Raw genomic sequence first — 25,381 nt, 5'->3', positions numbered from 1 at the left:
ATGTGGTGAGTGTATTCAGTGAGCTTACTTAGGAAGCTGAGGGCTCAGCTACCGGGGTTTCAGGCGTCGTCACGCTCTGTCGCCGTCACGCTGAGCCGGCGGGCGCGCATCCTGCCCAGCAGACCGTAGCGCGGGGCGAACACGTACGCCAGGGCGAACAGCAATCCCTGCGTGACGACCACGGCACCGCCGGGGGATACATCCGCGTGGTAGCTGGCGTACAGGCCGGTCAGCGTACCCACCAGGGATACTCCCACGCTCACCGCGAGCATCGGCACGAACCGGTCAGTGATCAGGCGCGCCGTGGAGCCGGGGATGACAAGCATCGCCACGACCAGCACCACGCCCACAATCTGCAACGCCACCACGGAGGTCAGCGCCAGCATAATGAGCAGGAGCGCACCGAGCAGACGCGGACGCAACCCCACCGCCTGCGCAAAGCCCGGGTCGAAGGCGTACAGCACGAAGTCGCGGCGCTTCACCAGCAACACAGCGGCAACAATCACCGCGAGGATAGCGACCTGCCAGACGTCCGACCAGGACACACCCAGCACGTTACCGAAGAGAATGTGGTTCAGGTCGGTATTCGACGGCGTCACCGAAATCAACACCAGACCGAACGCGAACATGGTCGTGAACACGATGCCAATCGCGGCATCCTCACGCACGCGACCGCTACGCCGTACCCCGCCGATGAGCGCCACCGCCACGAGCGCGGCAATGACCGCACCCACCGCGAAGGGCGCACCGAAAATGTAGGCGAGCACCACGCCGGGCAGCACCGCGTGCGAGATCGCGTCGCCCATAAGCGACCAGCCGAGCAGCACGAGCCAGCAGGAGAGCAGGGCGCAGACAGCGGCGGCAATGACGGTGACCACGAATGCGCGGAGCATGAAGGGCAGGGTCAGCGGCTCCACCAGAAAGTTGAGGATGTCCATTTAGTTCTTCCCTTCCGTAGAGCTGTTCGCAGTAGAGCCGGAGGTAGTAGCGCTGGCGGCAGTCGGCGCACCGGCGTTCACTTCCATGCCGAAGGCACGCACCAGGTTCTCGGGGGCGAGCACCTTCTCGGGGGTGTCGTGCATCAGGATCTCACCGCGCAGCAGTAGCGCCTCGTCAGCGAACTGGCGCAGGGTCGCCAAGTCGTGCGTGGACACCAGCACGGTCGCACCCTCGTCGCGCAGCTGTTCAATGACCTGAATGAGCATCGCCTCGCTACGCTTGTCCACACCGGCGAAAGGCTCATCAAGCAGCAGCAACTGGGCACCCTGTGCGATAGCGCGTGCCACGAAGGCGCGCTTACGCTGGCCACCCGAGAGCGCCCCAATCTGACGGTCGGCAAGGTCGGTCAGTTCCACACGGGCGAGCGCCTCATTCACGGCGGCACGGTCTGCGGCACGCAGGCGGCGGGTGATGCCGAGGTTGCGGTAGCGCCCCATGCTAACGACCTCGCGCACGGAGATGGGGAAGGTCCAATCGATTTCTTCGCTCTGCGGCACGTAGCTGACGAGTCCGGCGCGGTGGTGCGCGTTCTTGCCGTGGCTGCCACGGTGACCGCCGACGGGCTGCCCGTCGAGGGTGATGCTGCCGGCGTGCACGGGCACGACCCCCATGATGGCTTTGAAAAGGGTGGATTTGCCGGAGCCGTTCATGCCAATCAGGCCGCAGATACGCCCGGTGTCCAGGGTGAAGGATGCGCCGGTGAGGGCGCGGACTGGCCCGTAGTTCACGTGCACATTTTCACAGCTGAGAAGAGTGCTCATTCCTTGTGTTCTTTCTGGTGGTCACCGTATGCGTGCAGCGGGTGTACTTGCTTGTGTGGTGGTGAGTGGGTGGGTGTGAGTGGGTGGGTGTGAGTGGGTGCTGTGTGAGCGAGTGTTAACGGCGTGGGAGGAGCGGAGCCAAGAAGGCGACCGCCCCTCCTATCCTATCGGGGGTTTGGGATTTACCCGGGGTTTTCGATACGGGGTTTAGCCCGGGGTTTGGGGGTTTACCCGAGGTTTATTTGGGGTTTAGGAGTTGCCCTTGAGTCCCGCCACGATGGTGCGGGCGTCGTAGCGGATCATGTCCAGGTAGGTGGGCACGGGGCCGTTCGCTTCGGAGAGCGAGTCCACGTAGAGTACGCCGCCGAATCGTGCGCCGGTGGCGTCGGCTACCTGGCGCATCGGGTTATCGGAGACGGTGGATTCGCAGAACACGGCGGGCACCTGGTTCTGGCGCACGTAATCGATCGCGGAGGAAATCTGCGAGGGAGTCGCCTGCTGTTCGGAGTTGACCGCCCAAATGTACTTTTCCTTCAGGCCCGCGTCTGCCGCCAGGTAGGAGAAGGCGCCTTCGCAGGTGACGAGTGCGCGCTGGTTCTCGGGCAGGGTGGAGATTTCCTTGACGAGCTCGTCACGCACGTCCTGCAGCTGCTTCTTGTAGGCTTCGCCGCGGGACTTGTAGTCGGCGGCGTGGGCCGGGTCGAGGGCGCTAAATTCGCGAATCATCACGTCCACGTACTTCTGCACGTTGCTGGGGCTCATCCAGGCGTGGGGGTTGGGCTTACCCTCGTAGGCGTCCTCGGTAATGGAGATGGGCGTGACCCCCTCGGAGACGGTCACGTGCTTAGCGTGAGATTCTTCAACGAACTTCGCGAACCAGGATTCGAGGTTCAGGCCGTTGTCGAGCACCAGGTCGGCGGCGTGCGCCTTCTTCAGGTCGGAGGGGGTGGGCTCGTACTCGTGAATCTCTGCGCCGGGCTTGGTGAGGGATTCAACGTTCAGGTCGTCGCCTGCCACGTTGCGGGCGATGTCTGCGAGCACGGTGAAGGTGGTGAGCACGGTCTTCTTGCCGCTACTGCTCTTAGCATCATCGGTGGTGCTGGCAGTGTTGCCGCAACCGGTAAGCACGAGTAGCAGGGTGAGTGCGAGGGCGGCGCAGAGCGCCTGGACGAGGCGGCGTGCGTTGCTGCCTGCGGGGGTGAAAGCGTTCATGAGGCATCCTTCATTGGAAGTCACGGGTTTGAGTATGTGGTTGATGTGTGGAATTTGCCGCGCCGGGGCAACAGGGACACGGTTGTGTCTGCGCAGGCATCATAATGCGCTTTTGCCTGTCGTCCCGGGCGGAATTTAACAATAGTTCGTCTATCCGAACTTTTCAACTAAGCCACACAGAAACCCCGAAATATCAACAGAAACACAGGAACAGGCACACTGCGACAGGCACGCAGGAACAGAAGCACCTGCAGATACAGCAAGGAGGCGAGGGACCCCTCCCCCGCCTCCTTGCTGCACGCGGTTCTACGGCAAGCTAGGCGCTCGGTCTAGTCGGCAATCTCAACCACGACCGGCGTGTGGTCGCTTGCGCCTTCACCGGCGCGCTCCACCTTATCGATCCAGGCGCGTTCCACACGTGCGGCGAGCGCGGGCGAGAACAGCTGGAAGTCAATGCGCATGCCCTCGTCCTTGGTGAAGCGGCCCGCCTGGTAGTCCCAGTAGGTGTACTCACCCGGGGTGTGCGGGCGTACCACGTCCACCATGCCCTCATCGAGTAGGGCGGCGAAGGCGCGGCGTTCGGGTTCGGACACGTGGGTCATTTCGTTGCGCAGGAAATAGTCAATATCCCACACATCGGTGTCTTCGGGGGCGACGTTCCAGTCACCAACCAGGGCGAGCTGCGCCTGCGGGTTGGCAGCCAGTTCATTGTGCACGTTCTGGCGGAGCGCCTCCATCCAGCGGAGCTTGTAATCCATGTGCGGGTCGGTCAGGCCGCGGCCGTTAGGCACGTAGAGGCTCCAGATGCGCACGCCGCCGCAGGTTGCACCGATAGCGCGCGCCTCCAGCACCTCGGGTTCGCCGGGCTTGCCGAAGTGCGGCTGGTTGTCGAAACCGCGCTGCACGTCTTCGAGGCCGACTCGGGAGGCGATTGCCACGCCATTCCACTGATTCAGGCCGAAGTGCGCAACCTCGTAGCCCATGAACTCGAAGAGGTCGAAGGGGAAGGTTTCGTCTTTGGTTTTGGTTTCTTGCAGGGCGAGCACGTCAACGTCGTGTTCGTCGAGCCAGTCTTCAACGCGGTTTTCGCGGGCGCGGATTGAGTTGATGTTCCAGGTGGCAATCTTCATGCCTTCTAGCTTAGCGGGTATCTCGTTCCCGCCTTGTAAGAGCGTCCCGATGCAGCGCACCGCCCGCCTGCGCAACCCATTGGGTCGCACCGGCGGGCGGTGAATATATGCGCGAGTCAGCACTGAATCTAGTCAGTGCTGAATCTAGTCGGCATTACTCCTAGTCAACGACGGGAGTGCCCACAACCTTCAGGCCCTTATCGCCGTACGCCTTGAGCATGTACAGGGCGTCGGAGAAGTACAGGGGGCTGGCGGGGTCCACCACGTCTGCCGCGCCGTCACCGTTGCGGTCGACTTCGGGGTAGGCGCCGAGCGTGCGGGCTGCCCAGCGGTTTTCGGTCTTGAACTGCTCAACCTTCTTAGCTTCGGCGCGCAGCGGGCGGCGGATCTGGCGCATGCGTGCGGCACCGTCGGGGCTACCGGCGGCACGGTAGAGGAACGCGGCGAGGGTGTTGCGGGTGGCGTAGTCGTCCGGGTGGAAGAGCCCATCATCCCAGCCGGAGGTGATGCCCGCATCCGCCGCCCAAATGTACGCGGCGTAGTCGGGGTCAGTGGTTGCCACATCCTTGTAGGGGGAGGTCTTGGGTAGGTTCTTGACGGTCGGGGATCCCGCCATGCGGTAGAGCATGCGCACGAGCTGGCCGCGGGTGACGGTTGCGGTGCTGTGGCGGCGGGTGACGGTGTATTCTTCGCTGTCGAGATAGCCGTGGCAGACCGCCCACACGCCGGGGGTGGCGTTCATGGTACCAACAAAGGTGGCGACGCATTCTAGGTATGCGGGGTCGTCCTTGGGCTGGTTAAGTTTGATGAGGCCGTTGGCTGCAGCAGGTTCGGCGGCGTGGGCTACAGCCTGGTGGGAGGCGATAGCAGAGGTGCCTACGGGCAGGGCGCCGAGAGCGAGTGCGAGGGTGAGGGCAAGGGTGCGGCGTGCGCGGGGAGCGGATGTGAACGCTCGGGAGATTACCGGAAGCATGGATGTGTCCTTATGTAATTGTGGTTGAGAACCGGCCGGAAGGAACCGGTTTTTAGGGTCGACTTCGGGGTCGCCAACATGGAGCGAATAAGAGAAGGGGAAAGGGGTGCGTTGAGGAATAGTGAGAAGCGGCAATGAATAGGGTCTGACGTGCGGCGATGCGGCTTTGTCCTACACTGAGGGGACTGTCACCGAGGGGACTGTTCCGCGTCGTGGGGACACGTCTGTGGTGGTGCACAGTGAATGGACTGTTTTACACCACCATAGAAAGTTTAAAGTACATATTGATATTTTATTCAATATTTAATTGAGACTTTTATCAACTAAAGATTAAACATTGTTCTAAACGACAAAGCAGCTGCGAATGGTATGTATTCCATTCACAGCTGCTTTGATTTTTAGCTGATATATCGCGGTATAACGCGCCCACTAGGACACACGCACCTACCTCACGATTCACAGGAAAGTCCTGAACCGGTTCGGGCGTGTCTACCAGCCCCGCTAGCCGCGCATCACGTTATAGGCTTCCTTGGTGAGCTGTCCGGCGGGCGAGGTGGAGTGACGCAGCTCTTCGACCTCAATAACCACATTCGCGCCGATTGCGCCGGTAATGTACACGCGGCGGCCAAGCATATTGCCGTCACCGATACGGTCGTCCTTGGCGGTGCCTTCGGTGATGCGCAGGTCGTAAATCTTGTTTTCAATGTAGAAGCCATACAGGGAGGCGGGCTTCTCCGGCGGGTTGTAGGAGACGGGCGCGACCATGCGGGTACCGCGCGCATTGCGGCCGATGTACCAGTTGGCTGCCTCGTCGGCGCGGGCGGCACCGCTGACGGTGCCAGCCCAGCTGGAGCCTTCTGCTTCGCATCCGATGAAGATGTTGTGCGCCCACTCAACAATCCAGCCGTGACCCGCGTTGGAGCGGGCGGTGCAGCCGATGAACATGTTGCGTTCGCCCTGCACGATCCAGCCTGCGCCGGCGTGGCGGGTGGCGGGCTCGTAGAGGGCGTCCTTGTTGCTGGTGCGGTGGTTGCTGTTGCTGGAGCAGTTTTCAAATTTCGCCTGTGCCGCGTACACCTCGATACCGGCGTAGGAGCCGCCGCTGAGGTTCGCTTCGGCAACGTCTACGCCGCGTAGCTTGTTGTCTGCTGCGCCGGAGTTCTGGCCTTCGTTGGGGCGGCGGGGGTGGCCGGCGGGCTTGCCGAGTAGCAGGCCCTGGTTGAGGGTGCGGCGGATGGTCACATCGTCAATTTTCATGCCCTGGTCGTCCAGGCCGAGCACGGCAACGCCGATGGCGGTGTCCCAGACTTCCACGCCGGCGATAACGGGCACGATGTCCGGTTCGTTGAGCTGGTCGCCGGTCAGGTGGGTGTGGAAGATGACGCCGGCGACGTTGTTCAGCGGGGCGGTGTGCGCGTCGAGCGGGTAGCTGCTGATGGGGGTGTTGGCGGCGTTGGTGCGGATGTGCAGGTTGCGCACACCCATGCGCATGGGCTTGTTCGCGTTGTAGTTGCCGTAGACGGGGGTGGTGTAGCTGCCGACGTGGAACACGCCGGTGTATTCGGTGTGGCCGTTGGCGGTGGTGGGGATGGCGCGGTCGGCGTGCGCGATGACGACGGTTGAGGAGCCGTAGCCGAAGATTTCGACGCGGTGCTTGATGTCGATGAAGGGGTAGGAGACGCGGTAGATGCCGCGGGGTAGTTCTACGGATCCGCCGCCGCGTGCGGCGACAGCGTCGACTGCTCGCTGAATGGCTGCGGTGGAGTCTTTGGCACCGGTGGGGTCTGCGCCGTAGTTGATGGCGTTGATGCTCATGGGCGTATCGGGCATGAGGGTCTCAATTCTTTCGATGGGTACCGCGTTCGGTGCTGAAGGCGGCGTGGTGAGTGAATCGAGTGAATACGGCAGTATGCGGTGAATACGGTGTTGAAGTTGAGTTGAAGTTGAGCGTGTCTTCGCAGGTGCGTTGGCGTGTTCGGGTCTGTGCACCGGTAGACCTGTTCCTGCTCAAGGGTACCGCATCGGGCGTGTGGAGGCGACGACCGGGCGCTGTGATGCCCGCTCCCCTGCCCCGTTTCTCTACGGTTTTTCGGCTGTTTTGTGGGCGGGTTAAACGCCGAGAGGCGGGGATTACCCCCCTCAGACGTTTAACGCCTCATGAGAAAATTTTTTAGTTAGATAGTGTCGTGATACACACCTAAATATATTACACTTAAGTGCATGAGCCCAGCCTGGCGTACAACCAGACTGGACTTATCTGTATTTGGACTGGTCACGGAAGGCAACACGGTCTGAAGCAGTAAAAATGTCGACAGCATCCACTGTTCAGGTTCCGTGCGGGCATCGTTGATTGCACGACCGCAGGCGCATTGAGCACCCCGGCATAACTTGGCAATCACCGGGTGATTCCTAATCAACACACAACGAAGGGTGTGACAAAAATGCTTCTTGACGCGCACGATATTACCTACGCGTACGGGGCTGGGAAACCCGCCCTCACCGACGTTCAGCTCCAAGTCTCTTCCGGAGAGATTCATGGATTGATTGGACCTAACGGCTCTGGAAAATCCACGCTCATGAAACTGATAAGTAACCTTCTACACTCCAAGAAGGGCAATATTCAGATTAGCGGTCATGAACACCAGAGCCTTGCTGCTCGCACCTCCTTGATGTACCTGGCAAGCAACGACTACCTGCCGGAATTTCTGACCGGTCTGGAATACCTGCGTTTTATCCACTCTCTGTACAAGGAGAAAGTGGATGAGAATGCTGTAGCGGAGTACTTTAAGCGTTACCAGATGACGGGTCGACAGCACGACCTGATGGAAGATTACTCCCACGGTATGCGCAAGAAAACTCAGCTCATTGCAGCGTTGCTATTGCGTCGACCGCTCACTCTCATTGATGAGACGCTTAACGGAATCGACATCGATGCAATTTACACCTTTGAACGAGATATGCGTACATTACGCAATGAAGGATGCGGAATCCTGCTATGTAGCCATGATTTCACGCTCCTAGAAAGGTGCGCAGACCGTGTTACCTTCCTCCACCGCGGAGTAGTGCTCGAGGACGACGCTACCAATGCTCTGCTAGAACGCTATGGAACTCTCGATGCTATGGTCCGAAAAACTGTGGATGAAATCGAGGGGGACCTATGAGGTTCAGTGCGGTTCATCAGCTCGTCCATTTTTATTTCCTCTTCCTGCGCCGCCGTGTTTTAGGAAGGGGAGTTCTGGCAAATCGACCAATTCGTTACACCGCGTTTTTTGGTGTCTTAGCACTATACGCAGGATATGTTCTGCTGAGTATCAGTGTTGTTAGGCAAACATTTAATAACCCGGAAATAATAGCGCCGATTCTGGAAGGAATGGGTATCTCATCTGTTTTTTGGGTTGCCGCATTTTACACAATTGTGCGAATCCTATTCCTGAAAGCAGATGAGCTAACAGAACTGACATACACTCTTCCCGCGACCAATAAGGAACGCCTGATTGCGAGTGTTGTATTCGAGATGCTTCTTGTCGGAACAGCTACTATTGCTCTTTCAAGTGCGCTGGCTATTGCTTGTAGCATTGTCGTGGGGTGGAAAGCTGCGGAGCTCTTCCTGTTGGGTGTTGTGTCACCAGCTCTTGTTACTTACCTGATCCTGCTAGTAATTCATTTGGGAGTAGAGCGACTCCTTGCCCTCGTGGGAATGGCACGTTTGCGCGGTCTTGTGATTCCTGCTCTTCTTGTGGGTCTTATGGCTATTGCATTTAGCATGATGCGTGACCAAAGTGTGGAGTACATGCGGATTCGTTTGCTTGAAGATACTGCCCCATGGGTGCCCCAGCTGGCGTTTCTCCGTATTGAGGAAGCTATCGGAGGGGTACTAGGAGCAGCGGGTGCTGTACTCGCCTTGCTAGGAGTATGTGGACTGCTACTAGCTCTAGCTATAGCAATTGCGCCGAAGGACTACACCCCGCTCAGGAGCTATTTCCTTGCTCTGCCTGGAAGTCTTGCAAATACTCGATTTGGCACTTTGGTGCTGATGCAGTTCCGTAGCTTCGAGAACCAGTTTGTGCTGGTATCTGCTGTGGTGGCAGCTTTTGCAATTCCTTGGAAGAGTTGGAATGCGCCTCCGGCGTACATTATGCTCCCGGCTTTCTTGGGAATCTACGCGTACGCATCTTCTGAACCCCTGCGTCGCCTTACTCCGTTCCGCCAATCGGCAGGTGTGTTTTACCTTCAGCTGATCGGTTCGCAGGCAACTATCATGCTTGCGCTAGGTGCAGTTCTTGGAACGGTTTATCTAGCGCAAGGGGGTCAGCTATCAGCTATCTTGAGTGTTTTTGGGTTTGGGCTGGTATCCATCGTCATGACTAATCTCGTGGGTATTATCTTCCCGCCAGAAAAGGGAAACCCATTCTCTGTGGTTATTGGTGTGATTCTTCTGCTATCGGTCGTTGCAACTTTTGCTGTGGGTCTGAATATGTTTGGGCTCCCGACGGAGGTTAACGTGACCATTATTGCGGTGCTTCTTGGATTCGCCGTGTTCTTTAGTGTCTTGGGAATTTCCCGCAATGAAAAAGGAGTGCGCCATGAAATGGTTCACCTATAGTATTTCTTCGCTTGCTACTGCTGCAGTAGCCACTGTAGCGGTAGTCATCGGAAGCACCATCTATACGCTCTTTAGCCTAGGCGAGAATAGCTCTATGGGAGAGGCGTTCTTTGGCACGATACGCTTGCAATCAGAGGCGGTCCCGGACGGAGGAGTTCGCATGCAAATGAGCATGGTAAATCCTGCGCCCGTGGTGGTGACGCTTATTCTCTTGACGCTCTTTATCTTCGCCGTGGTTGTGGCGTATAACCGACCGTCGGCACGCCGCGCTCAGTCTGAAAAATAACCCATTACAGGACCAGCAATAATGCTTGAGGGGCGGGGATTACTCCCCGCCCCTCAAGCGTATGCGTTTTAAGATTTTGTGATCACGAGCCTCAGCTCGCAGGACCTAACCCGTGAGGGTTAGCCCATGAACACGCCGTTGCCGCGCTTCTCCAGCTGCTTCGGCGCGAAAGTCGCGTGGCGAATATGATCCACCTCAATGAGCACGTTATCGCCCATAGCGCCGGTCACGTGAACGCGGCGGCCGACCATGTTGTTCTCACCAATACGGTCATCCTTCGCGGACGCAGTCGTAATGTGCATATCGCGAATGTTGTTCTCAATGTAGAAACCGTACAGGGAAGCCTTCGCCCAGCTGTAAGGGTTGTGCGAACGAGGAGCCACGAAACGGCTACCGCGTGCATTACGGCCAATGTACCAGTTCGCCGCCTCGTCGCCCTTAGCGGCGCCGGTAACAGCGTCTTGGAAGCTGGAAGACTCACCCAGGCAGCCAATGAACTGGTTGTTACCCCACTCCACGAGCCAGCCGTGACCGGCGTTCTCCTGGGCGGTGCAGCCAATGAACATGTTGCGGGTACCCTGAATGAACCAGCCCGCACCCACGTGGCGGGTCTTCACCTCGTACAGGGCATTCTTACCCATGTTGCGCTTGTTGAACCAGCTGGTGGACGCCTCGAACTTGGACTGAGAAGTGCAAATCTCAATACCCGCGTAGGTGCCGAAGCTCATGTTTGCGTCAGAAACGTCAATCATGGAGAACTTGTTATCTGCTGCGCCGGGGGTGTCACCCTCACGGGCACGCAGCGGGTGGCCGACGGGCTTGCCGACCAGCAGGCCCTGGCGCAGGGTCTGGCGGATGCGGATCTTGTCAATCTTCATGCCCTGGTCGTCCAGGCCCAGGATCGCAACACCGATGGCGGTGTCCCAGATTTCGATGTTGGACAGGGTGGGCACTGCATCCGGCTCGCCGGGGTTAGCGTCCGCAATGCGAGTGTGGAAGATGACGCCTGCAACGTTGTCGACGGGCTGGGTGTGCTTCTCCAGGAAAATCTGGTTGCTCTTAGAATTCAGCGGCAGGTTGTACTTGTTGGTGCGGATGAACAGGTCACGCACGCCCATACGCATGGGCTTGTTCTGGTTGGTACCACCGCTCATGGGGGTGGTGTAGCTACCGGTGTGGAAAACGCCGGTGCATTCGTAGCTACCGTTCTTAGTGGACGGAATACCCTTGTCAGTGAAAGCGACGATTCGGGTTGCCTGACCGTGGCCGAAGATCTCGACGCGGTGCTTCATTTCGATGAAGGGGTAGGAGACGCGGTACATGCCGCCGGGAATCTCCACGGAGCCGCCGCCCTGTGCAGCAACGTCATCGATAGCCTTCTGGATAGCGCTAGTAGAGTCTCGTACGCCGGTGGGGTCAGCGTTGTACTTGGAATCGCATACGTTCACGCTCATGATGGTAGCCATGGTGTGTCCTCTTTCTTGGCGGATACAGAACAGCGATTAGCGCATAGATGAAATCTAAGCGCGTCATTAAGCTGAGTGTATCCAGTTGTGTTTGAGTGAATAAGTGGTTTGAGCTTCCTGCCGGTTGAGTGAGTGAGTCTCCTCCGGTGTGGGATGCAGGCGGGGAGTGAATCCGCTGCATCAGCGCTCGTGGGCGGTGTGAGGGAGTGAATCTCAACCGTTCCCATGTGAGTCATAAATTCTTGCATGCAAGATGCGAATCTGTCTAACCCACGAGAAAATATTCTAGGGCAAAATTAGGGTGCTTTTGTCACTCAACACCAGATAGTGTTGAGTGTCTCCCCGGTCACTTTTATGCAGTAGAGTGCACATATCCCACAGAAAACCAACCGACCAGTACAAACACCATATTTTGCACGCATATGCACTAGTCAGGGAAATTTTTGCCAAATCGCGAAATATCACTTCGCAGGCAGGTCATCCAGACCCAAAGAACCCATTAAAACCCCTCATCAGAGACTTATCTCACAGACTCAGAGGCCTCGGCATAGCACCGTCGGGCGCCCACCAGAGAATCGCAGAGCACCCCGGCAGGCGCTTCTAACAGACACCCGGCGAGCCCCCAACAATAGGGTTCACGCCCCTACTAAGCTTCCTTCGCGGAGGCGGCACCCACCACATCCAGGCGCGCATAGCGTCCCGCAAGCCAGGTGCAAATCATCAGCTGAACCTGATGGAAAATCATGATCGGCAGCATCATCAGGCCCAGCGAGCCCGCACCAAAGATAATGATCGCCATCGGCAGGCCAGCCGCCAGCGACTTCTTCGAACCGCAGAACTGAATCGTAATGCGGTCGGCACGGTTGAAGCCCAGACGCTTAGCCAACTGGTCGGTCAGCCACAGCATGAACACCACAATAATCGCCATGAGCACAACCAGCAGCACAATCTGCCACCACGCCACGCGCGTCCACACGCCCTGCACCACCGAGGCAGAGAACGCCGAATACACAATCATCATGACCGAGAACTTATCCAGCCACTTGGTGGTCGGCTTCTTGGCGAACTCACCCACCCAGCGGCGCGTCAGCTGACCGAGCACAAACGGCAGAAACAGCTGAATGGCGATGTCCAGGAAGACCGTTCCGGAGAACTCAATATGGCCCGTGTTCATCAGCAGCATGGCGAGCAGCGGGGTCGCCACCACACCCACAATCGAGGAGAGCGAGGCGCTCACAATCGCCGCCGCCACGTTACCGCCCGCAATCGAGGTGAAAGCAATCGACGCCTGCACGGTCGAGGGCACAAAGGTCAAGAACAGAATGCCCATGTACAACCCATCACCGAGCACAAGACGCAGCGGTGAGAGCGCCAAACCGACCAGGGGGAACAGCACGAACGTGCAGCTCAAAATCATCAGGTGCAGACGCCAGTGGGTCAGGCCGCGAATAGCCTCCGTGGTGGAGAGACGAGCGCCGTACAGGTAGAACAGCAGGGCGACCGCGAACTTTGTTCCGGTGCTGAACCATTCGGCGAAGTCGCCGCGCGCCGGCACGATAATGGCGAGGATGACCGCGCTAATAAGCATGGTCAGCAGCGGGTCAAGCTTGATGGAGCGAAGTGATGAAAGCATGGTCTCCATTCTATGACCGCGGCACGCGGCGGATGCAGTGACGGGCGCACCTTCTCACCTGAGGGTCGCGCACGAGACAGTTAACGACTGAACCCGCCGGAGTGCGCTAGGCACCCCGACGGGTTCATCAAGGTTCTTGGGTCTGCGGCTCAGGAACTACTTCTTATCGCTATCGAAGCCGTAACCCTGACCGTACGAGCCGCCCTCAGAGGAGCTACCGTACTGGCCGTAACCGTACTGCTCGGGAGCAGGCTGACCATTAGAAGACTGGCCGTTAGGCTGACCGGTAGAGGGCTGCTCAGCACCGTTCTGGCCTGCGGCAGACTGGCCTGCACCGTTCTGGCCTGCGGCGGGCTGACCGAAGCCGGGCTGCTGACCGTAGGCAGGCTGAGCGGGCGCGGGCTGACCCGGTGCGGGCGCCTGCGGGCCACCGGGAGCACCCGGTGCCGGCGCGCCACCGGCGGCAGCGTACGCGTCCCAACGCTGACCGTGGAAGGCACGAGCCTGCTCGGTGAGCCAGCCAGCGAACAGCGTAGAGTTAGCATCGAACGCGGGGGCGTTCTCAGGCTTGGGGTACACGTCCACGGTTTCCAGGGTGTGGTCAGCCCACGCGTCCTGGTGTTCACGCATGAACTCGGTGGACTGAATCGGGTCGGGCCACATGTGCACCGGCTCCGCCGCCGGAATCAGGACAGGAACGCGCGGTGCGGCATCCTTGACCGGGTTCTCCGTCGGGCGCCAGAACAGGCGGCCGGGCTGGGTACGGTCACGCAGCGCGTGCGCACGCCAGGTGAGAACGGGGTGGCTTGCCAGCAGGTTCACGTACCAGACGGCAAGGCCGCGGTCGGTGACGGCACGGTCGGCAAGCTCATCGAAGTTGACCTGCTTGTTCAGGTACTTACCTGCCGCCAGCACCTTGACAGCGCCCTCAGCACCCTCGGGGCAGAAGCGGTAGCCGAAGTTGTCGGCGGTGTACTCCTGCGAGCGGGACAGCGCACTCGACAGCACCGGAATCTGGTTGAACAGCATGGTGAAAATCAGACGGAAATAACCGACGTGACCTGCGGCGATGTGACCAACCTCGTGGCCAATAATGAAGCGCAGCGCCTCCGGGTCACGGGACTTACCGCCGATCTCGAACAGGTCAGAGTACAGGCAAATGTAGCGGCGAAAACCGTGACCTGCCGCGAAAGCGTTCATCATGCCGTTACCGAGAACAACGTACGCATCCGGTACTCGACGCAGACCCGCAGCCTCAGCTGCTTCAGCGAGCATCTGGTACGCCTCAGGGAACTGGGTCGGGGTGATGCGCACACCGCGCACACGCTGCTGCGCGTAGTAGATCGCACGAACAATGAACACAGCAATCGGGCCCAACAGGAGCAGACCAACCGTCTGGAAAATCAGGTCTTCCATGCTTGCCGTGGTGCTACCGGAAGAAGGTACACGAACCGAGCCTTCACCGGTTGAGCTGAAGACGTAACGCATCATCGAGCTGAACAGGTCAGCCAGCGCCATGAACAGCACAATGTAGCCGACCGCAGTGACCGCGTAGGCGGCGACCAGCCACGGAATTTCGGAGGGGTGACGCAGCGCGTGCAGCACCTTCGGCGGCAGCATCGACTGGTAGGCGAAGAGCCTCGGCTGGGGCAGGGGGCTGACCGGCTTCTGGCGCTCATCTTCGGGGAGCCAGCCGGCGGAGAGGTCCTGCGGGAGGGGCTCACCGGGGGCACGGAATGCCTGCTGGCCGGGCTGGGCGTTGAACTGCCCGCCGGGCTGCTGGTGGTTTTCAGGAGGTTGAGTCATGTCTCGTCCGCTTCGTATCGAGTGTTATCTGACTCCACTCTATCGTTTTTGGGCACGTACTAGTGAGTGTGAATGCGCTTTTTCTCATAGAATGCCCACCGCTTCTCGTCTCTCCTGCAATAGCCCGCCAAGAGACGCAATGCTTGGTTTTTCTCCCTACTGATGCATGCAGAGGGGCCGGTTCCGCACACGTGGTGCGGACCGGCCCCTCCAAAAGCTGACAGAAGAATAGCGTCTACTTATTAGGGACACCACTCCCTAATACACTAAAAATCTATCAACTTTATACTCAAAATAAACATCACATATATATAAATCTCAATCCAAGATTGAAGTAGGTCGAATGGGTCACTACTCCATTCAGACCTAATGGAAGCTGATATTAAACAGCTGCCGAAAGATAAGTGACAGTACCCCAGGGGGAAGTCACAATAACGCGGTACTGCACCGGAATGACCTTTGCCGACTGATGCGCGGGGTCACCGTAGGTGTGCTTACGCAGGTAGGTCATGTACGACACAACGTCTTGACCAGCATTGGGGTGGGTAATGTTAGCCATCACCTGAATGTCCCAGGACCAGCCGTCGCGGCCTTCAGCAGTCGTGTAGTGCTTACCGTATGCGTAAGTCCACAGGGGGCTATTTTCCTTGGGAGGACGGGGACCATCCGGGAAGTGCAGGTAGTTGTACTTACCGTGAGCGATGTAGGTAGAGCGGCTGCCCTTGTAGTTGTCGTTGAGGCGAACAACCGGGGGGTTTGCGCCCTTACCCTTGTAGCCTTCAGCGTAGTACATGTTGTTCTTACGGTTGGCTTCAGCCTCACCGAATGCGAAACGATCCGCACCGGTGGGGGTCGGTGCGTAGGAGACGTCACCTGCAACGTTCTCAACACGAACGTTGATGATAACGCCGCCACCAACACCGCCAACGCCGTCCTTGGAGCTGTAGTCAGGGGTGTCCTTGCCGTTCGGGGGGTAAATCGGCGGGAAGTCGCTCACGCCCTCGTAACGACCCCAGGGGTAAGCAAGCTTACGTTCGGGGGTAGTGTTGTCAATGAAGTAGGTCTGCGGATGGGGGCTGCAGTTGGAGGTGGGCATTACTGCCCATTCGTACTCTTCATTCACGGTACCCTTGTAGCGGCGACGGTTGGCACGTTCACCCCAGGGCACGGATACGATGGTGCCGTATTCGCAAGGGTTCTTGGATGCGGCGTAGGCGGGTACTACAGCGGTTGCTGCCACAACAGGAGCTGCCCACGCTACACCCTTAACCAGGGAACGACGACCCATCAGCTTTCCACTTTGTTGGGAGTGGCTCTTAGTCGAGTGAATATCCATTACCAAATCTCTCTCAATTGGAATGAGTTTTGCACATTGATTCACTTTATTTCTGCATAAAATATACAGATATAAAGGTTATCGCAGTATGTGTTTAACGTACAGTTCAGAGTGTGCTCTCAGAATTCTTCTGCGGCTATAAATCCGCTTCAGTTCTTTTCGATGAACACTCGTTATATGAACACGCTTTATATGGAAGCACAAAAATTTGTATTTATTGTTTCATGTTGTGCAACAATTTGGGTCGATAGATAATTCCTAACAGAATTAATCTAGGATTATCAATCTTTTTTCACCCTCAACCTTAACTGCCATCAATGTTGGAATGTTGCGAATCAATGCACTCAACCCCCCCCCTTGCACAACTTTCCCAAGCAAGCAATAAGTTTACACTTTATGCAGCATCTAAACCCACACTTTTAACTAACTTTCATTCTTGATCCCAGTGTGATGAATAATACATATGTAATACATGCTATATTGGCGTAATGTTGTACCGTAAAGTGAGTTGAATCACATGCATTTACTCTAATGGGTTCTCACAAACAAGTCCGCTGCAGTTCCCGTACGTAACGGGAACTGCAGCGGACTGCCCATATTCAACCGCCTACACGGCGGGGTGCGTGGGGCTTAGAGGCTCTTGACGAGCTCCTCGGTAGCCTCAGCGATAGCCTTCTCCTCGTTGGTGGGGATGACCAGCACCTTAATAGCGGAATCCTCAGTGGAAATCACGCGGGGCTCAGGGGAACGCTTAGCATTCTCTTCCTCGTTGTACTTGATGCCCAGTGCGCCGAGGCGGTCCAGGACCAGCTTACGGAAGTCGCCGGAGTTCTCACCGATACCAGCGGTGAAGATCAGTGCCTGCGCGCCGCCAACGACCAGGTTGTAGCCGCCAATGTACTTCATCAGGCGGTAGGAGGTCATGTCCAGTGCCAGCTGTGCACGCTCGTCACCGGACTGTGCAGCCTCAACGACCTTACGCATGTCGTTGGAGCCAGCCAGTGCGAGCAGACCGGACTCCTTGTTCAGGATGGTGTCCAGACGCTCACCGTCAATGCCTTCACGAGACAGGATGGTGGTCAGCGCCGAGGGGTCGATGTCGCCGGAGCGGGTGCCCATGATCAGGCCAGCCAGCGGGGTGTAGCCCATGGAGGTGTCCACGGACTTGCCGCCCTTCACAGCGGTCACGGACGCACCGTTACCGAGGTGTGCGACGATGCCGTTGAACTCGTCGCGTGCAATGCCGAGCATGTCAGCTGCAACGTGGGAGACGTACTCGTGGCTGGTGCCGTGGAAGCCGTAGCGGCGGATGCTGTACTTGTCAGCCAGGTCGTAGGGGATTGCGTAGCGCCATGCTTCTTCGGGCATGGTGGAGTGGAACGCGGTGTCGAAGATAGCGACCTGCGGCAGGGAGGGCCACTTGTGCATTGCTGCGCGCATGCCCTGAACGTGTGCGGGGTTGTGCAGCGGTGCCAGCGGGGAGAGGTCGTCGATCTGCTGGACAACTTCCTCGGTCAGCAGGGTGGGGTGGGTGAACTTCTCTGCACCCTGCACCACGCGGTGGCCGACTGCCTGCAGCTCGCGGCCGTGCAGGACGGGCTCAAGCTTCTCAGACATGATGTCGAATGCGACCTCGTGGTTGGGCACGTCGGTGCCAATGTTTTCGACGAGGCCGGAGGTCAGCATCTGCTCTGCCTCGGGCAGGGAGGTGTCACGCACCTGGTACTTCAGGGAGGAAGAACCGGCGTTCACAACGAGAATAAGCATGAAAGTATCTTCTTTCGTAGTTTTCTTTTCGTTCCATTCTCGCACTTTTCGAGCCTGCGTGCGAGACGGCCCCGGCTGTGTTTTTAACGGGGGTTTTTACTGGGGGTGACATCGAGGGGCAGGAGGCGAGGGGTTGGTGGGCTCTTTTCTTTCTCATCCGCTCGGGTAAGTCCAGCGGTGTCGCCTCGCGGTCAGGTGTGCACAGTGTGGCGCCGTACTCGTTCAGAAGTGCCACCGACGAATCGGTCCAGGCTATAGGTTTGGCCCTATAGATTCGCATTTCGTCCTCGATAGTTCTTGGAGAAAAACGTAGTACTTGGGTCAGCTCACGCATCTAAATTCACCACTTCTTTGAAGCAATCAAGGTTAGAGCGCGAGTGAAGGACAATCACAACCTGCTTGTCACTGCCCTCGATAGCGCACGCCATCGATTCGAGCTCAGCGCGCTCCTCTGACGGAGTGAGACCCTTCAAGGTCTCATCAAGCAACACAAGCCGGGCAGCGCCTTCACGTAACACGGAACGCGCAAGCATGAGCCCGCTCGAATTCGATGCTTCAGATGCAAACGGATCGATATCTGGTACGATTACCACTTCGCCTTGGGGATACCGGCGGTATAGAGCATCAAGCATGACGGACTTCCCCGCGCCAGTTGGTCCAATCAAGGCAACCATAGAACATCCAGAGTCAAGAACGCTCCCGAGCAGAGCCAGGTCAGCAGACCGCACGGGCGGATAAGAACGGTCGGCCCGGTACTCTTCAAGCATCCGAACACGCTCCGCAGTCAAGCTGACTACACCAACCTGTTGCAGCGTCTCCACCGTAGATTGGATGCCAGATGACAGAGTTACTGCAAAATATATTACGACCGCGGGAGCAACCACTGAGTTCGATCCTTCGACCATCAGTGCCAATACCACTGCAGAAACATTCAGTGACGACACAAGCAGCTGAATCAGTCCCGTACGCAGTGCGTAGGCGTTCGCCAACTGAATCGAGCTGCTGACGTATGCAGCCTCCGAATGGGCGTAGGCTTCTTCTCCAGCCCGACGCAGCCCTGCGCTGACGGGCGCAGCGTGTAAGCCAGCCTGGGCACCAACCACCCCGATGAAGTCACCTCGGCGATTGGCAGCCGTCGTCGAGGCAGGGAGAATCCACTTTGAACCCTGACGCATAGCAAGCATCGCTAGGGGTGCTACCGCCAACACAACGATTATGAACAGCGGGGCACCAGCCACTGCGCCTCCGATGAGCATAAAGGTCTGTAGAATGACCATAAATACCGAACCCAGGGCGCTAGGCACCGACATCTGAAGGTCGGAGAAGTCTTCACCCATCCGCCCCATGACCGCACCGCTTGTTCTAGGACTAGCGAATCGATCGAGCCTCCGTATAATCCGGTCGTGCAAATCGCTCAGCCTAGCGATGGGAGCCCAGTAGAGCGGGCCAAAGAACATGACGGACCCAACAATTGCTGCCAGTGCGCAAGCAGCTGACACTCCAGCAACCTGAGCAGACAGCCCATCACTGTGAGCAATCGTCAATGCAAAAGCAACTTCGGATCCGCTCAAGAGTAGGGCGCCACACGTAATCCACACCAAATGCGGTCCAAACAACAACAGGGCCGATCGTCGGAATGTGGCACGCTTCGGCTCAGGGTCAGGAAGGTCCTGTCCCTCGCTCACATCCGTCGAACCAGCATCTGCCTCCTTAGCTGCCCCGGGGCTATGAGCCTGCAACTCAAGAGGGTCTACCCTCGCATCATTGCCGGAGGTGAAGGCACTCGGTACGTACTCCTCCGAGCTTGCCAGAAGTGTGCACGTTGGCACGCACTCTAAGATCCTCTCGGCAACCACTTCTCGTGTTACAGGATCAAGCGCTGCGAACGTATCGTCCAAAATTAGCCAGTCCGGTTTGTCTGCCAAAACGATAGCGACAGCAGCACGGTGTCTCTCTCCTGACGACAAGGTTGCTGCGTCTTGCCAGAACCGCCCAATCACATCCTCAGTGAGCCCCATATCTAAAGCGAGGCTAGTGAACCGGGATACCTGATGTGGCGAAGCAGAAGCTCGCCACGCTGACAGCACCGAATGGGACACTTCCGGGTTGCGTGGTACGAAAGCAGAATCGGGGGTGGTCACGGATGTGCGCAATGCTTCAGCGCGCTCAGACGTAGCTGCAAGCACCTCTCTAGAATTTGAAGGCTGCCCCACCAAGTCCTGCTGTTTAACCGTGCAATTTGGAGACGACTCGAGCTTGTCGAGCTCACGCATCATTGGCACAGCGAGCCGAATAACCCGATAGTTTACGATGTTGTTCTGCACCGCTGCGTACAGGTAGCGGGCTGCCAAAATAATTCCAATACCGAAACGAGCGGATGGCCAGAGCCATGCGCCGAGAACCGCAACCACAGCGAGCACCGCAGTTAGTGCTCCCCGTTCAAGGAATCCATTCAGGATCTGCAACGGGACCCGTCTGCGCAGAAGCTGCTCTTCGGTGTTTCGGATGCTAGCGACCTTGTCCAGGGCGGTACCCCAGCTGGGGATGCTTTGCCCTCGAGGCAGCGCGTTTGCTACACGCTGGATCCACTGCCTACGCTCTCCCTCTAGAGCGACGTACTGTTCCCATAGTCGGCCCACCAAGTTGATGAGACGGACGCTGACGAATACCAATCCAGTGATGAGCAACGCAGCGATGGCGCCGCTTGCACCATATAGCGCGAGCGAAGCCGCGAGAAAGGCAATAATCTGAACGGTTGAAACGGCGAAATCAACAACGAAGGCAAACTGGCTGATCTGTCCTGGGTATGTGAGAACATGCCCGTGAGCTTCCGGCGGATGGGATGACCTACCAAAGATGTCCCGGAAACGGCGGTATGTAAGCTGTCGAACCGCGATTGTGAGAATAAGCTCTTGGCGTTCCTTCACCCAGTACCCTAGGCTTTCAGCCAGGAAAGCGAAGATGAGTAACCAAATAGCACTGCCTGGGGTCCTCTCACCTGACGTTACCCGGCCGATACCTGCCGTAATCATCAGAGCCCCTGCAACATTCAGTAGGCCAGCAGTGAAGACGATGAAACTCGTGCTCGTTGGCGCGAATACCAAAGCAAGCCAGCGGATCCGTCTCGGCAGGTTCCGCGCTATCCTTTGATAGCGCACATACAAGTGCTCGATGGGCATATCTCTCAGATGCAGGCTAGGAGCGCTCTGTGCTTCGCCCCGTCGCTTGTGATTGATTACTATTACGTTTCTCCAGTCATTCGGTATTCGAGTTCAGGTGTACGGCCTCGTTAATAAGTTCGTCGTTCGGAAAACGGGCTTGGAGGTCGTTGAGAGCTACCTGGACATCTATGCTCGGATCGAGTTGCGCCTGCGCGGCGCGGGATCTGGCTTGCACAGTCCATTCGGGCGTTTCCGCCTCATATGATGCGCGTAGCGTGTCCAGGACAGCCTCATCATCCCCAAGATTTGCTGCTTTCGCATACTCATCTCTTGCGCGACGAGGGGCCCCTAATTGCATAAGGATGAACCCGAGAAATCGGTGTGCTTCAGGTATGCTTGGGCCGAGCTCAACCGTCTATAATGAACAGCCAACGTCGGCTGAGATGTTGCCTTCTCGGGCACGCACTGAAATTGGGTACGGGACAAATATACAACGATTTGACCAAAATCCAACATATAAGCGTGTCTGTCGGGCTCATCCCCGCGCATACGGGGAAAACAGCACACCGGCAGGTGGTGCCAGCCTCTCCCCCAGCACCTTCACCACGCCCGCTAGAGCACATCGGGGTGGACCGCCACCTCTACGGCGGCAGGCAGCACCCGCGCGCTAATACGGTGCGCCGACGGTGCCGGGTCACCATCCACCTCAACCGGCTGCGCACCATCCGGGAACTCCAACACCACCTCAGACCCCACCAGGTGGCGAATCACCGGCAGCTCAATGCGCGGCGAACCCAGAATCGTGCGGCGCGTAACCTTCGCCATCAGCAGACCCCACTCCACCAGGTCACGCGGCGACGCCACAATCACCTCAAGGTTGCCGTCATTCACATCCGTCATATCCGCCAGGCGAATACCACCCTGCAGGCGGCCACAATTCGCGATCAGCACCGACCGCATCGGCAGAGTACGGAACGGCGCACCATCCACGCTGATACGCACCGGGTGCGACCTGCCCAGCATATGCTTCATGCCGGACTGCACGTACGCCACCCACCCGAACTTCGCCTTAATGTCCTCGTTCGTATCGTTCATAACCAGCGCGTCAAAGCCGGCACCACTCATCACAAAGAACGTGTGTTCGGTTTCTTCGCCGGGGGTGCTCGTCGTCGTCATCTCAATCGCATCAACAGCCTGACCTGCACCGTTGAGCGCAATATCAATGCACGCCGCCACGTCACTGACCGGAATATACAGGTTACGCGCCAGCAGGTTACCGGTGCCCATCGGCAGAATACCCAGGCGCGGCTTATGCCCCTCATGATGCGCCAGCGCCGCCGCCACAGCACGCACCGTACCGTCACCACCGGCAGCAATGAGCAGGTCAACACCCTCAGCAATCAGCTCGCGGGCAGCCTCGGAACCGGGCTCGTCCACGCGGGTGGTGCGCACCAGCGCCTGCGGGTGGCCGTTCGCCGCGAGGGTACGTTCCAGAATCTCAATAGCCGCCGCAGCGCCAGGCTTGCTCGGGTTGTACACCACGCCCACGCGCTGCGCCTCACCGGTGGGCAGGGTCGGCAGGACGCCGAAGGGCGCGCCCAGTTCGATAGCGCGTCGGCGCGCTTCACGGCGGGCACGAGTGACGGAGGCGGTCAGCGCCGCCGCCGCGGAAACACCAAGGAGTTTACGGTATAGAGGCATAGTTCTTAGACTACCGGGATACGCGAAAACCCGCCCACCGTTTACGCGGTGAGCGGGTTTTTCGGCTGGTTGTGAGATTACTCAGCGGGCGGGGTTTCCCTTACTCAGCAGCTACTACCGGGATGACCTCGGCGCCACCCATGTACGGGCGCAACGCCTCGGGAATCACAACAGAGCCATCAGCCTGCTGGTGAGTCTCCAGGATGGCAACCACCCAGCGGGTCGTCGCCAGGGTGCCGTTCAGGGTCGCTACGGAGCGGGTGCGGCCCTTACGCACGTTGCCTGCCTCATCCACGGTGTCCGGGGTGCGCTCGCGGATGTTCAGGCGGCGCGCCTGGTAGGTGGTGCAGTTCGAGGTGGAGGTCAGCTCACGGTAGGTGCCCTGGGTCGGGACCCACGCCTCGCAGTCGAACTTGCGGGCTGCGGAGGTGCCCAGGTCGCCTGCGGCGGTGTCAATCACACGGTATGCGAGGCCGCAGCGCTGCAGCATTTCCTCTTCGAGGGACAGCAGCTTCTCGTGCATCTCTTCTGCCTGCTCGACGGGGCAGTAGACGAACATTTCAGCCTTGTTGAACTGGTGCACGCGAATGATGCCGCGGGTGTCCTTACCTGCGGAGCCAGCCTCGCGGCGGTAGCAGGAGGACCAGCCCAGGTACTTCTTCGCCCCCTTCTCGAAGTCGAGAATTTCGTCGGTGTGGTAGCCGGCGAGCGCCACCTCGGAGGTGCCGACCAGGTACAGGTCGTCGCGTTCGAGGCGGTAGATTTCGTCGTCGTGCTTGACGTTGAAGCCGGTGCCGTTCATGATTTCGGGGCGTACCAGGGTGGGGGTGGTCATCATGGTGAAGCCGTGCTCGGTTGCGAGGTCGAGCGCCATCCACATGAGTGCCTGCTCCAAGCGTGCTACCTGGCCCTTGAGGAAGTAGAAGCGTGCGCCGGAGACCTTTGCGCCGCGTGCCATGTCGATGCCGTCGACGAGTTCGCCGATTTCGAGGTGGTCGCGCGGTTCGAAGCCGTCAGCTGCGAAGTCGCGGGGGGTGCCGACTTCCTTGACGACTACGTAGTCGTCTTCGCCGCCGACGGGTACGCCGTCGATGATGAGGTTTTCGATGCTGCTGATCAGTTCCTCGTATTCGGCGGTTTTTGCTTCGGAGGCTGCCTTTGCTTCGTTGACGCGAGCTGCCAGTTCCTTCGCCTGTGCGACGAGGGCGGGCTTTTCTTCCTTGGGTGCCTTTGCGACGGTCTTGCCGAAGGCGTTCTGCTCGGCGCGCAGGTTCTCGTATTCGCCGATGAGTGCACGGCGTGCGGTGTCGGCTTCGAGGATGCGGTCGACATGGGTTTCGTCCTTGCCGCGTGCTCGCTGGGAGGCGCGGAAGACGTCGGGGTTTTCGCGGAGGAGGTTAATATCAATCACTGTTTTATCCTACCTAATCTTGTGGTGGGTTGTGGGCGGGGTTTGCGCTGGTGGGGCGCGGGTAGGTGCGGGGGTGTCTAGCGGCGGGCGGCTAGTGGTATTGCTAGTGGTGCCGCTAGTGGCGCTGCAGGTGTGCGGGGCGGCCGTTGGGGAAGAGTGACTCGACCCATTCGTGTGCGGCATCGAAGGAGCCGTCGGAGTGGATGGCGTCGACTTCAGTGTTTTCGTGGTCGGCGCGCGGGTAGGAGCCGAGGAATTTCAGCGTCGGGGAGACGCGGTGCAGGCCGCGCAGGGCGTCGCGCATGCGTGCCTCGTAGATGTGGCCGTCGGCGTCGATGCTGAACGAGTAGGAGCCCATGCCTTCGCCGGTGGGGCGCGATTCGATGCGGGAGAGGTTCACGCCGCGCACGGAGAACTGTTCGAGCAGTTCGAGCAGGGCGCCGGCGCGGTTGGTGGGCAGCGGCACGGTCAGGGTGGTCTTGTCGGAGCCGGTCTGTTCGGGGATGTCGGCGGTACGGGAGAGCAGCACGAAGCGGGTCACGGCGTTCTTGTTGTCGCCGATATTGTCCTGCAACACGTGCAGTTCCGGGTGGTAGTTCAGCAGTGCCGGGGAGCAGATTGCCGCATCGTAGGTGCAGCCCTCTTCGAGCAGGCCGACAGCCGCCGCGGCGGTGGAGGAGCCGGGCAGGTAGGCGGCGGTGGGCACGTTCTCCTGCGCCCAGCCGCGCACCTGCGCCCAGGCGTGCGAGTGGGTGGAGATAGTCTTAACGTCCTCGATACTGATGGGCTTCGCGGCGACCAGCACGAAGCGGATCGGCACGAGCACCTCGCGGATAATGCGTACACCCTCGCTGGCTGCGATAGCGTCCAGGGTGGCGCTCACACCGCCCTCCACAGAGTTTTCGATGGGCACCATGGCGGCGTCCGCCTCGCCCGCGTTCAGGCGTGCGAGCGCGTCGGGCACGCTGGTGGCGGGGATCCGTTCGGCGTCGGATGCGCCGGGGACGCTCAGCAGGGCGGATTCGGTGAAGGTGCCGGAGGGGCCAAGGTAGGTGTATCGCATGCCACTATAGTAGCGTCTGCCGTGGAGGGGCCGCCGAATTTGGCGATAGGTTAGTGACTTTGGCGGTAGTTAA

18 protein-coding genes are annotated in these 25,381 nt (G+C 58.8%); 3 read left to right on the top strand and 15 right to left on the bottom strand.

What is annotated here, in order from left to right:
* Window positions 1-59: 59 nt before the first annotated feature.
* The 6 genes from ACP3RB_RS08685 to ACP3RB_RS08660 form a co-directional block, all read right to left on the bottom strand.
* On the bottom strand, window positions 60-938 hold the full coding sequence (locus tag ACP3RB_RS08685; RefSeq protein ID WP_314928634.1) for a metal ABC transporter permease: 879 nt from the start codon (window positions 936-938) through the stop codon (window positions 60-62).
* The gene (locus tag ACP3RB_RS08680) at window positions 939-1,760 is read right to left on the bottom strand and encodes a metal ABC transporter ATP-binding protein (protein WP_426699062.1); all 822 of its coding nucleotides are present in this window, start codon (window positions 1,758-1,760) and stop codon (window positions 939-941) included.
* A 249-nt stretch (window positions 1,761-2,009) separates the two neighbouring features.
* Window positions 2,010-2,972: a metal ABC transporter substrate-binding protein gene (locus ACP3RB_RS08675; protein WP_426699061.1), complete on the bottom strand. Its 963-nt coding sequence runs from the start codon at window positions 2,970-2,972 to the stop codon at window positions 2,010-2,012.
* A gap of 329 nt (window positions 2,973-3,301) precedes the next feature.
* Entirely contained in the window at window positions 3,302-4,102 is an 801-nt protein-coding gene (locus tag ACP3RB_RS08670; protein WP_311474514.1) for an exodeoxyribonuclease III, read from the bottom strand.
* Window positions 4,103-4,262: 160 nt separating this feature from the next.
* Window positions 4,263-5,075, bottom strand: a complete 813-nt coding sequence (locus ACP3RB_RS08665; RefSeq protein WP_426699060.1) for an S-layer homology domain-containing protein — start codon at window positions 5,073-5,075, stop codon at window positions 4,263-4,265.
* Between the two features lie 501 nt (window positions 5,076-5,576).
* Window positions 5,577-6,905: a glycosyl hydrolase family 28-related protein gene (locus ACP3RB_RS08660; protein ID WP_426699059.1), complete on the bottom strand. Its 1,329-nt coding sequence runs from the start codon at window positions 6,903-6,905 to the stop codon at window positions 5,577-5,579.
* A gap of 611 nt (window positions 6,906-7,516) precedes the next feature.
* Here ACP3RB_RS08660 and ACP3RB_RS08655 point away from each other — a divergent pair.
* Genes ACP3RB_RS08655 through ACP3RB_RS08645 form a run of 3 tightly spaced genes read left to right on the top strand, consistent with a single transcriptional unit; the run spans window position 7,517 to window position 9,964 of the window.
* Window positions 7,517-8,236 (top strand): ABC transporter ATP-binding protein, encoded by a 720-nt coding sequence (locus ACP3RB_RS08655; RefSeq protein ID WP_303978758.1) that lies wholly within the window; start codon window positions 7,517-7,519, stop codon window positions 8,234-8,236.
* Window positions 8,233-9,678, top strand: a complete 1,446-nt coding sequence (locus ACP3RB_RS08650) for a hypothetical protein (RefSeq protein ID WP_426699058.1) — start codon at window positions 8,233-8,235, stop codon at window positions 9,676-9,678. The genes ACP3RB_RS08655 and ACP3RB_RS08650 overlap by 4 nt, the downstream gene beginning before the upstream one ends.
* Entirely contained in the window at window positions 9,659-9,964 is a 306-nt protein-coding gene (locus tag ACP3RB_RS08645; protein ID WP_303978687.1) for a hypothetical protein, read from the top strand. The genes ACP3RB_RS08650 and ACP3RB_RS08645 overlap by 20 nt, the downstream gene beginning before the upstream one ends.
* 119 nt (window positions 9,965-10,083) lie before the next feature.
* Here the strand turns inward: ACP3RB_RS08645 and ACP3RB_RS08640 are convergent, their stop codons facing one another.
* The 9 genes from ACP3RB_RS08640 to pheA all read right to left on the bottom strand — a co-directional run bounded on the left by ACP3RB_RS08640 (window position 10,084) and on the right by pheA (window position 25,308).
* Window positions 10,084-11,430 (bottom strand): glycosyl hydrolase family 28-related protein, encoded by a 1,347-nt coding sequence (locus ACP3RB_RS08640; RefSeq protein ID WP_426699057.1) that lies wholly within the window; start codon window positions 11,428-11,430, stop codon window positions 10,084-10,086.
* Between the two features lie 646 nt (window positions 11,431-12,076).
* Entirely contained in the window at window positions 12,077-13,072 is a 996-nt protein-coding gene (locus tag ACP3RB_RS08635; RefSeq protein WP_426699056.1) for a bile acid:sodium symporter family protein, read from the bottom strand.
* Between the two features lie 147 nt (window positions 13,073-13,219).
* Window positions 13,220-14,869 carry a M48 family metallopeptidase gene (locus tag ACP3RB_RS08630; RefSeq protein ID WP_426699055.1) on the bottom strand — a complete coding sequence of 550 codons (1,650 nt, stop codon included), beginning with the start codon at window positions 14,867-14,869 and terminating at the stop codon, window positions 13,220-13,222.
* 382 nt (window positions 14,870-15,251) lie between these two features.
* Window positions 15,252-16,157: a hypothetical protein gene (locus ACP3RB_RS08625; protein ID WP_426699054.1), complete on the bottom strand. Its 906-nt coding sequence runs from the start codon at window positions 16,155-16,157 to the stop codon at window positions 15,252-15,254.
* A gap of 678 nt (window positions 16,158-16,835) precedes the next feature.
* Window positions 16,836-17,972, bottom strand: coding sequence for an acetate/propionate family kinase (locus ACP3RB_RS08620; RefSeq protein ID WP_005504300.1), 1,137 nt, complete (start codon window positions 17,970-17,972; stop codon window positions 16,836-16,838).
* Window positions 17,973-18,298: 326 nt separating this feature from the next.
* Window positions 18,299-21,151: a hypothetical protein gene (locus tag ACP3RB_RS08615; RefSeq protein ID WP_426699053.1), complete on the bottom strand. Its 2,853-nt coding sequence runs from the start codon at window positions 21,149-21,151 to the stop codon at window positions 18,299-18,301.
* A gap of 594 nt (window positions 21,152-21,745) precedes the next feature.
* A complete protein-coding gene (locus ACP3RB_RS08610) occupies window positions 21,746-22,834 on the bottom strand; it encodes a diacylglycerol/lipid kinase family protein (protein ID WP_426699052.1) in 1,089 nt (362 codons plus the stop codon).
* Between the two features lie 100 nt (window positions 22,835-22,934).
* Entirely contained in the window at window positions 22,935-24,245 is a 1,311-nt protein-coding gene (serS, locus tag ACP3RB_RS08605; protein WP_426699051.1) for a serine--tRNA ligase, read from the bottom strand.
* A 115-nt stretch (window positions 24,246-24,360) separates the two neighbouring features.
* Window positions 24,361-25,308, bottom strand: coding sequence for a prephenate dehydratase (pheA, locus tag ACP3RB_RS08600; RefSeq protein WP_426699050.1), 948 nt, complete (start codon window positions 25,306-25,308; stop codon window positions 24,361-24,363).
* Window positions 25,309-25,381 lie beyond the last annotated feature (73 nt).

The organism is Rothia mucilaginosa (genome assembly GCF_049990865.1).
Classification (GTDB): Bacteria; Actinomycetota; Actinomycetes; order Actinomycetales; family Micrococcaceae; genus Rothia; species Rothia mucilaginosa_I.
Note: the sequence above shows the minus strand (reverse complement) of the source record. Positions and strands in the feature narration are given on the sequence as shown.

Bases quoted from the DNA above. Each gene is read 5' to 3' on its own strand.
- ACP3RB_RS08685 (WP_314928634.1), bottom strand. From the start codon at position 938: ATGGACATCCTCAACTTTCTGGTGGAGCCGCTGACCCTGCCCTTCATG.
- ACP3RB_RS08680 (WP_426699062.1), bottom strand. From the start codon at position 1,760: ATGAGCACTCTTCTCAGCTGTGAAAATGTGCACGTGAACTACGGGCCA.
- ACP3RB_RS08675 (WP_426699061.1), bottom strand. From the start codon at position 2,972: ATGAACGCTTTCACCCCCGCAGGCAGCAACGCACGCCGCCTCGTCCAG.
- ACP3RB_RS08670 (WP_311474514.1), bottom strand. From the start codon at position 4,102: ATGAAGATTGCCACCTGGAACATCAACTCAATCCGCGCCCGCGAAAAC.
- ACP3RB_RS08665 (WP_426699060.1), bottom strand. From the start codon at position 5,075: ATGCTTCCGGTAATCTCCCGAGCGTTCACATCCGCTCCCCGCGCACGC.
- ACP3RB_RS08660 (WP_426699059.1), bottom strand. From the start codon at position 6,905: ATGCCCGATACGCCCATGAGCATCAACGCCATCAACTACGGCGCAGAC.
- ACP3RB_RS08655 (WP_303978758.1), top strand. From the start codon at position 7,517: ATGCTTCTTGACGCGCACGATATTACCTACGCGTACGGGGCTGGGAAA.
- ACP3RB_RS08650 (WP_426699058.1), top strand. From the start codon at position 8,233: ATGAGGTTCAGTGCGGTTCATCAGCTCGTCCATTTTTATTTCCTCTTC.
- ACP3RB_RS08645 (WP_303978687.1), top strand. From the start codon at position 9,659: ATGAAATGGTTCACCTATAGTATTTCTTCGCTTGCTACTGCTGCAGTA.
- ACP3RB_RS08640 (WP_426699057.1), bottom strand. From the start codon at position 11,430: ATGGCTACCATCATGAGCGTGAACGTATGCGATTCCAAGTACAACGCT.
- ACP3RB_RS08635 (WP_426699056.1), bottom strand. From the start codon at position 13,072: ATGGAGACCATGCTTTCATCACTTCGCTCCATCAAGCTTGACCCGCTG.
- ACP3RB_RS08630 (WP_426699055.1), bottom strand. From the start codon at position 14,869: ATGACTCAACCTCCTGAAAACCACCAGCAGCCCGGCGGGCAGTTCAAC.
- ACP3RB_RS08625 (WP_426699054.1), bottom strand. From the start codon at position 16,157: ATGGGTCGTCGTTCCCTGGTTAAGGGTGTAGCGTGGGCAGCTCCTGTT.
- ACP3RB_RS08620 (WP_005504300.1), bottom strand. From the start codon at position 17,972: ATGCTTATTCTCGTTGTGAACGCCGGTTCTTCCTCCCTGAAGTACCAG.
- ACP3RB_RS08615 (WP_426699053.1), bottom strand. From the start codon at position 21,151: ATGCCCATCGAGCACTTGTATGTGCGCTATCAAAGGATAGCGCGGAAC.
- ACP3RB_RS08610 (WP_426699052.1), bottom strand. From the start codon at position 22,834: ATGCCTCTATACCGTAAACTCCTTGGTGTTTCCGCGGCGGCGGCGCTG.
- pheA (WP_426699050.1), bottom strand. From the start codon at position 25,308: ATGCGATACACCTACCTTGGCCCCTCCGGCACCTTCACCGAATCCGCC.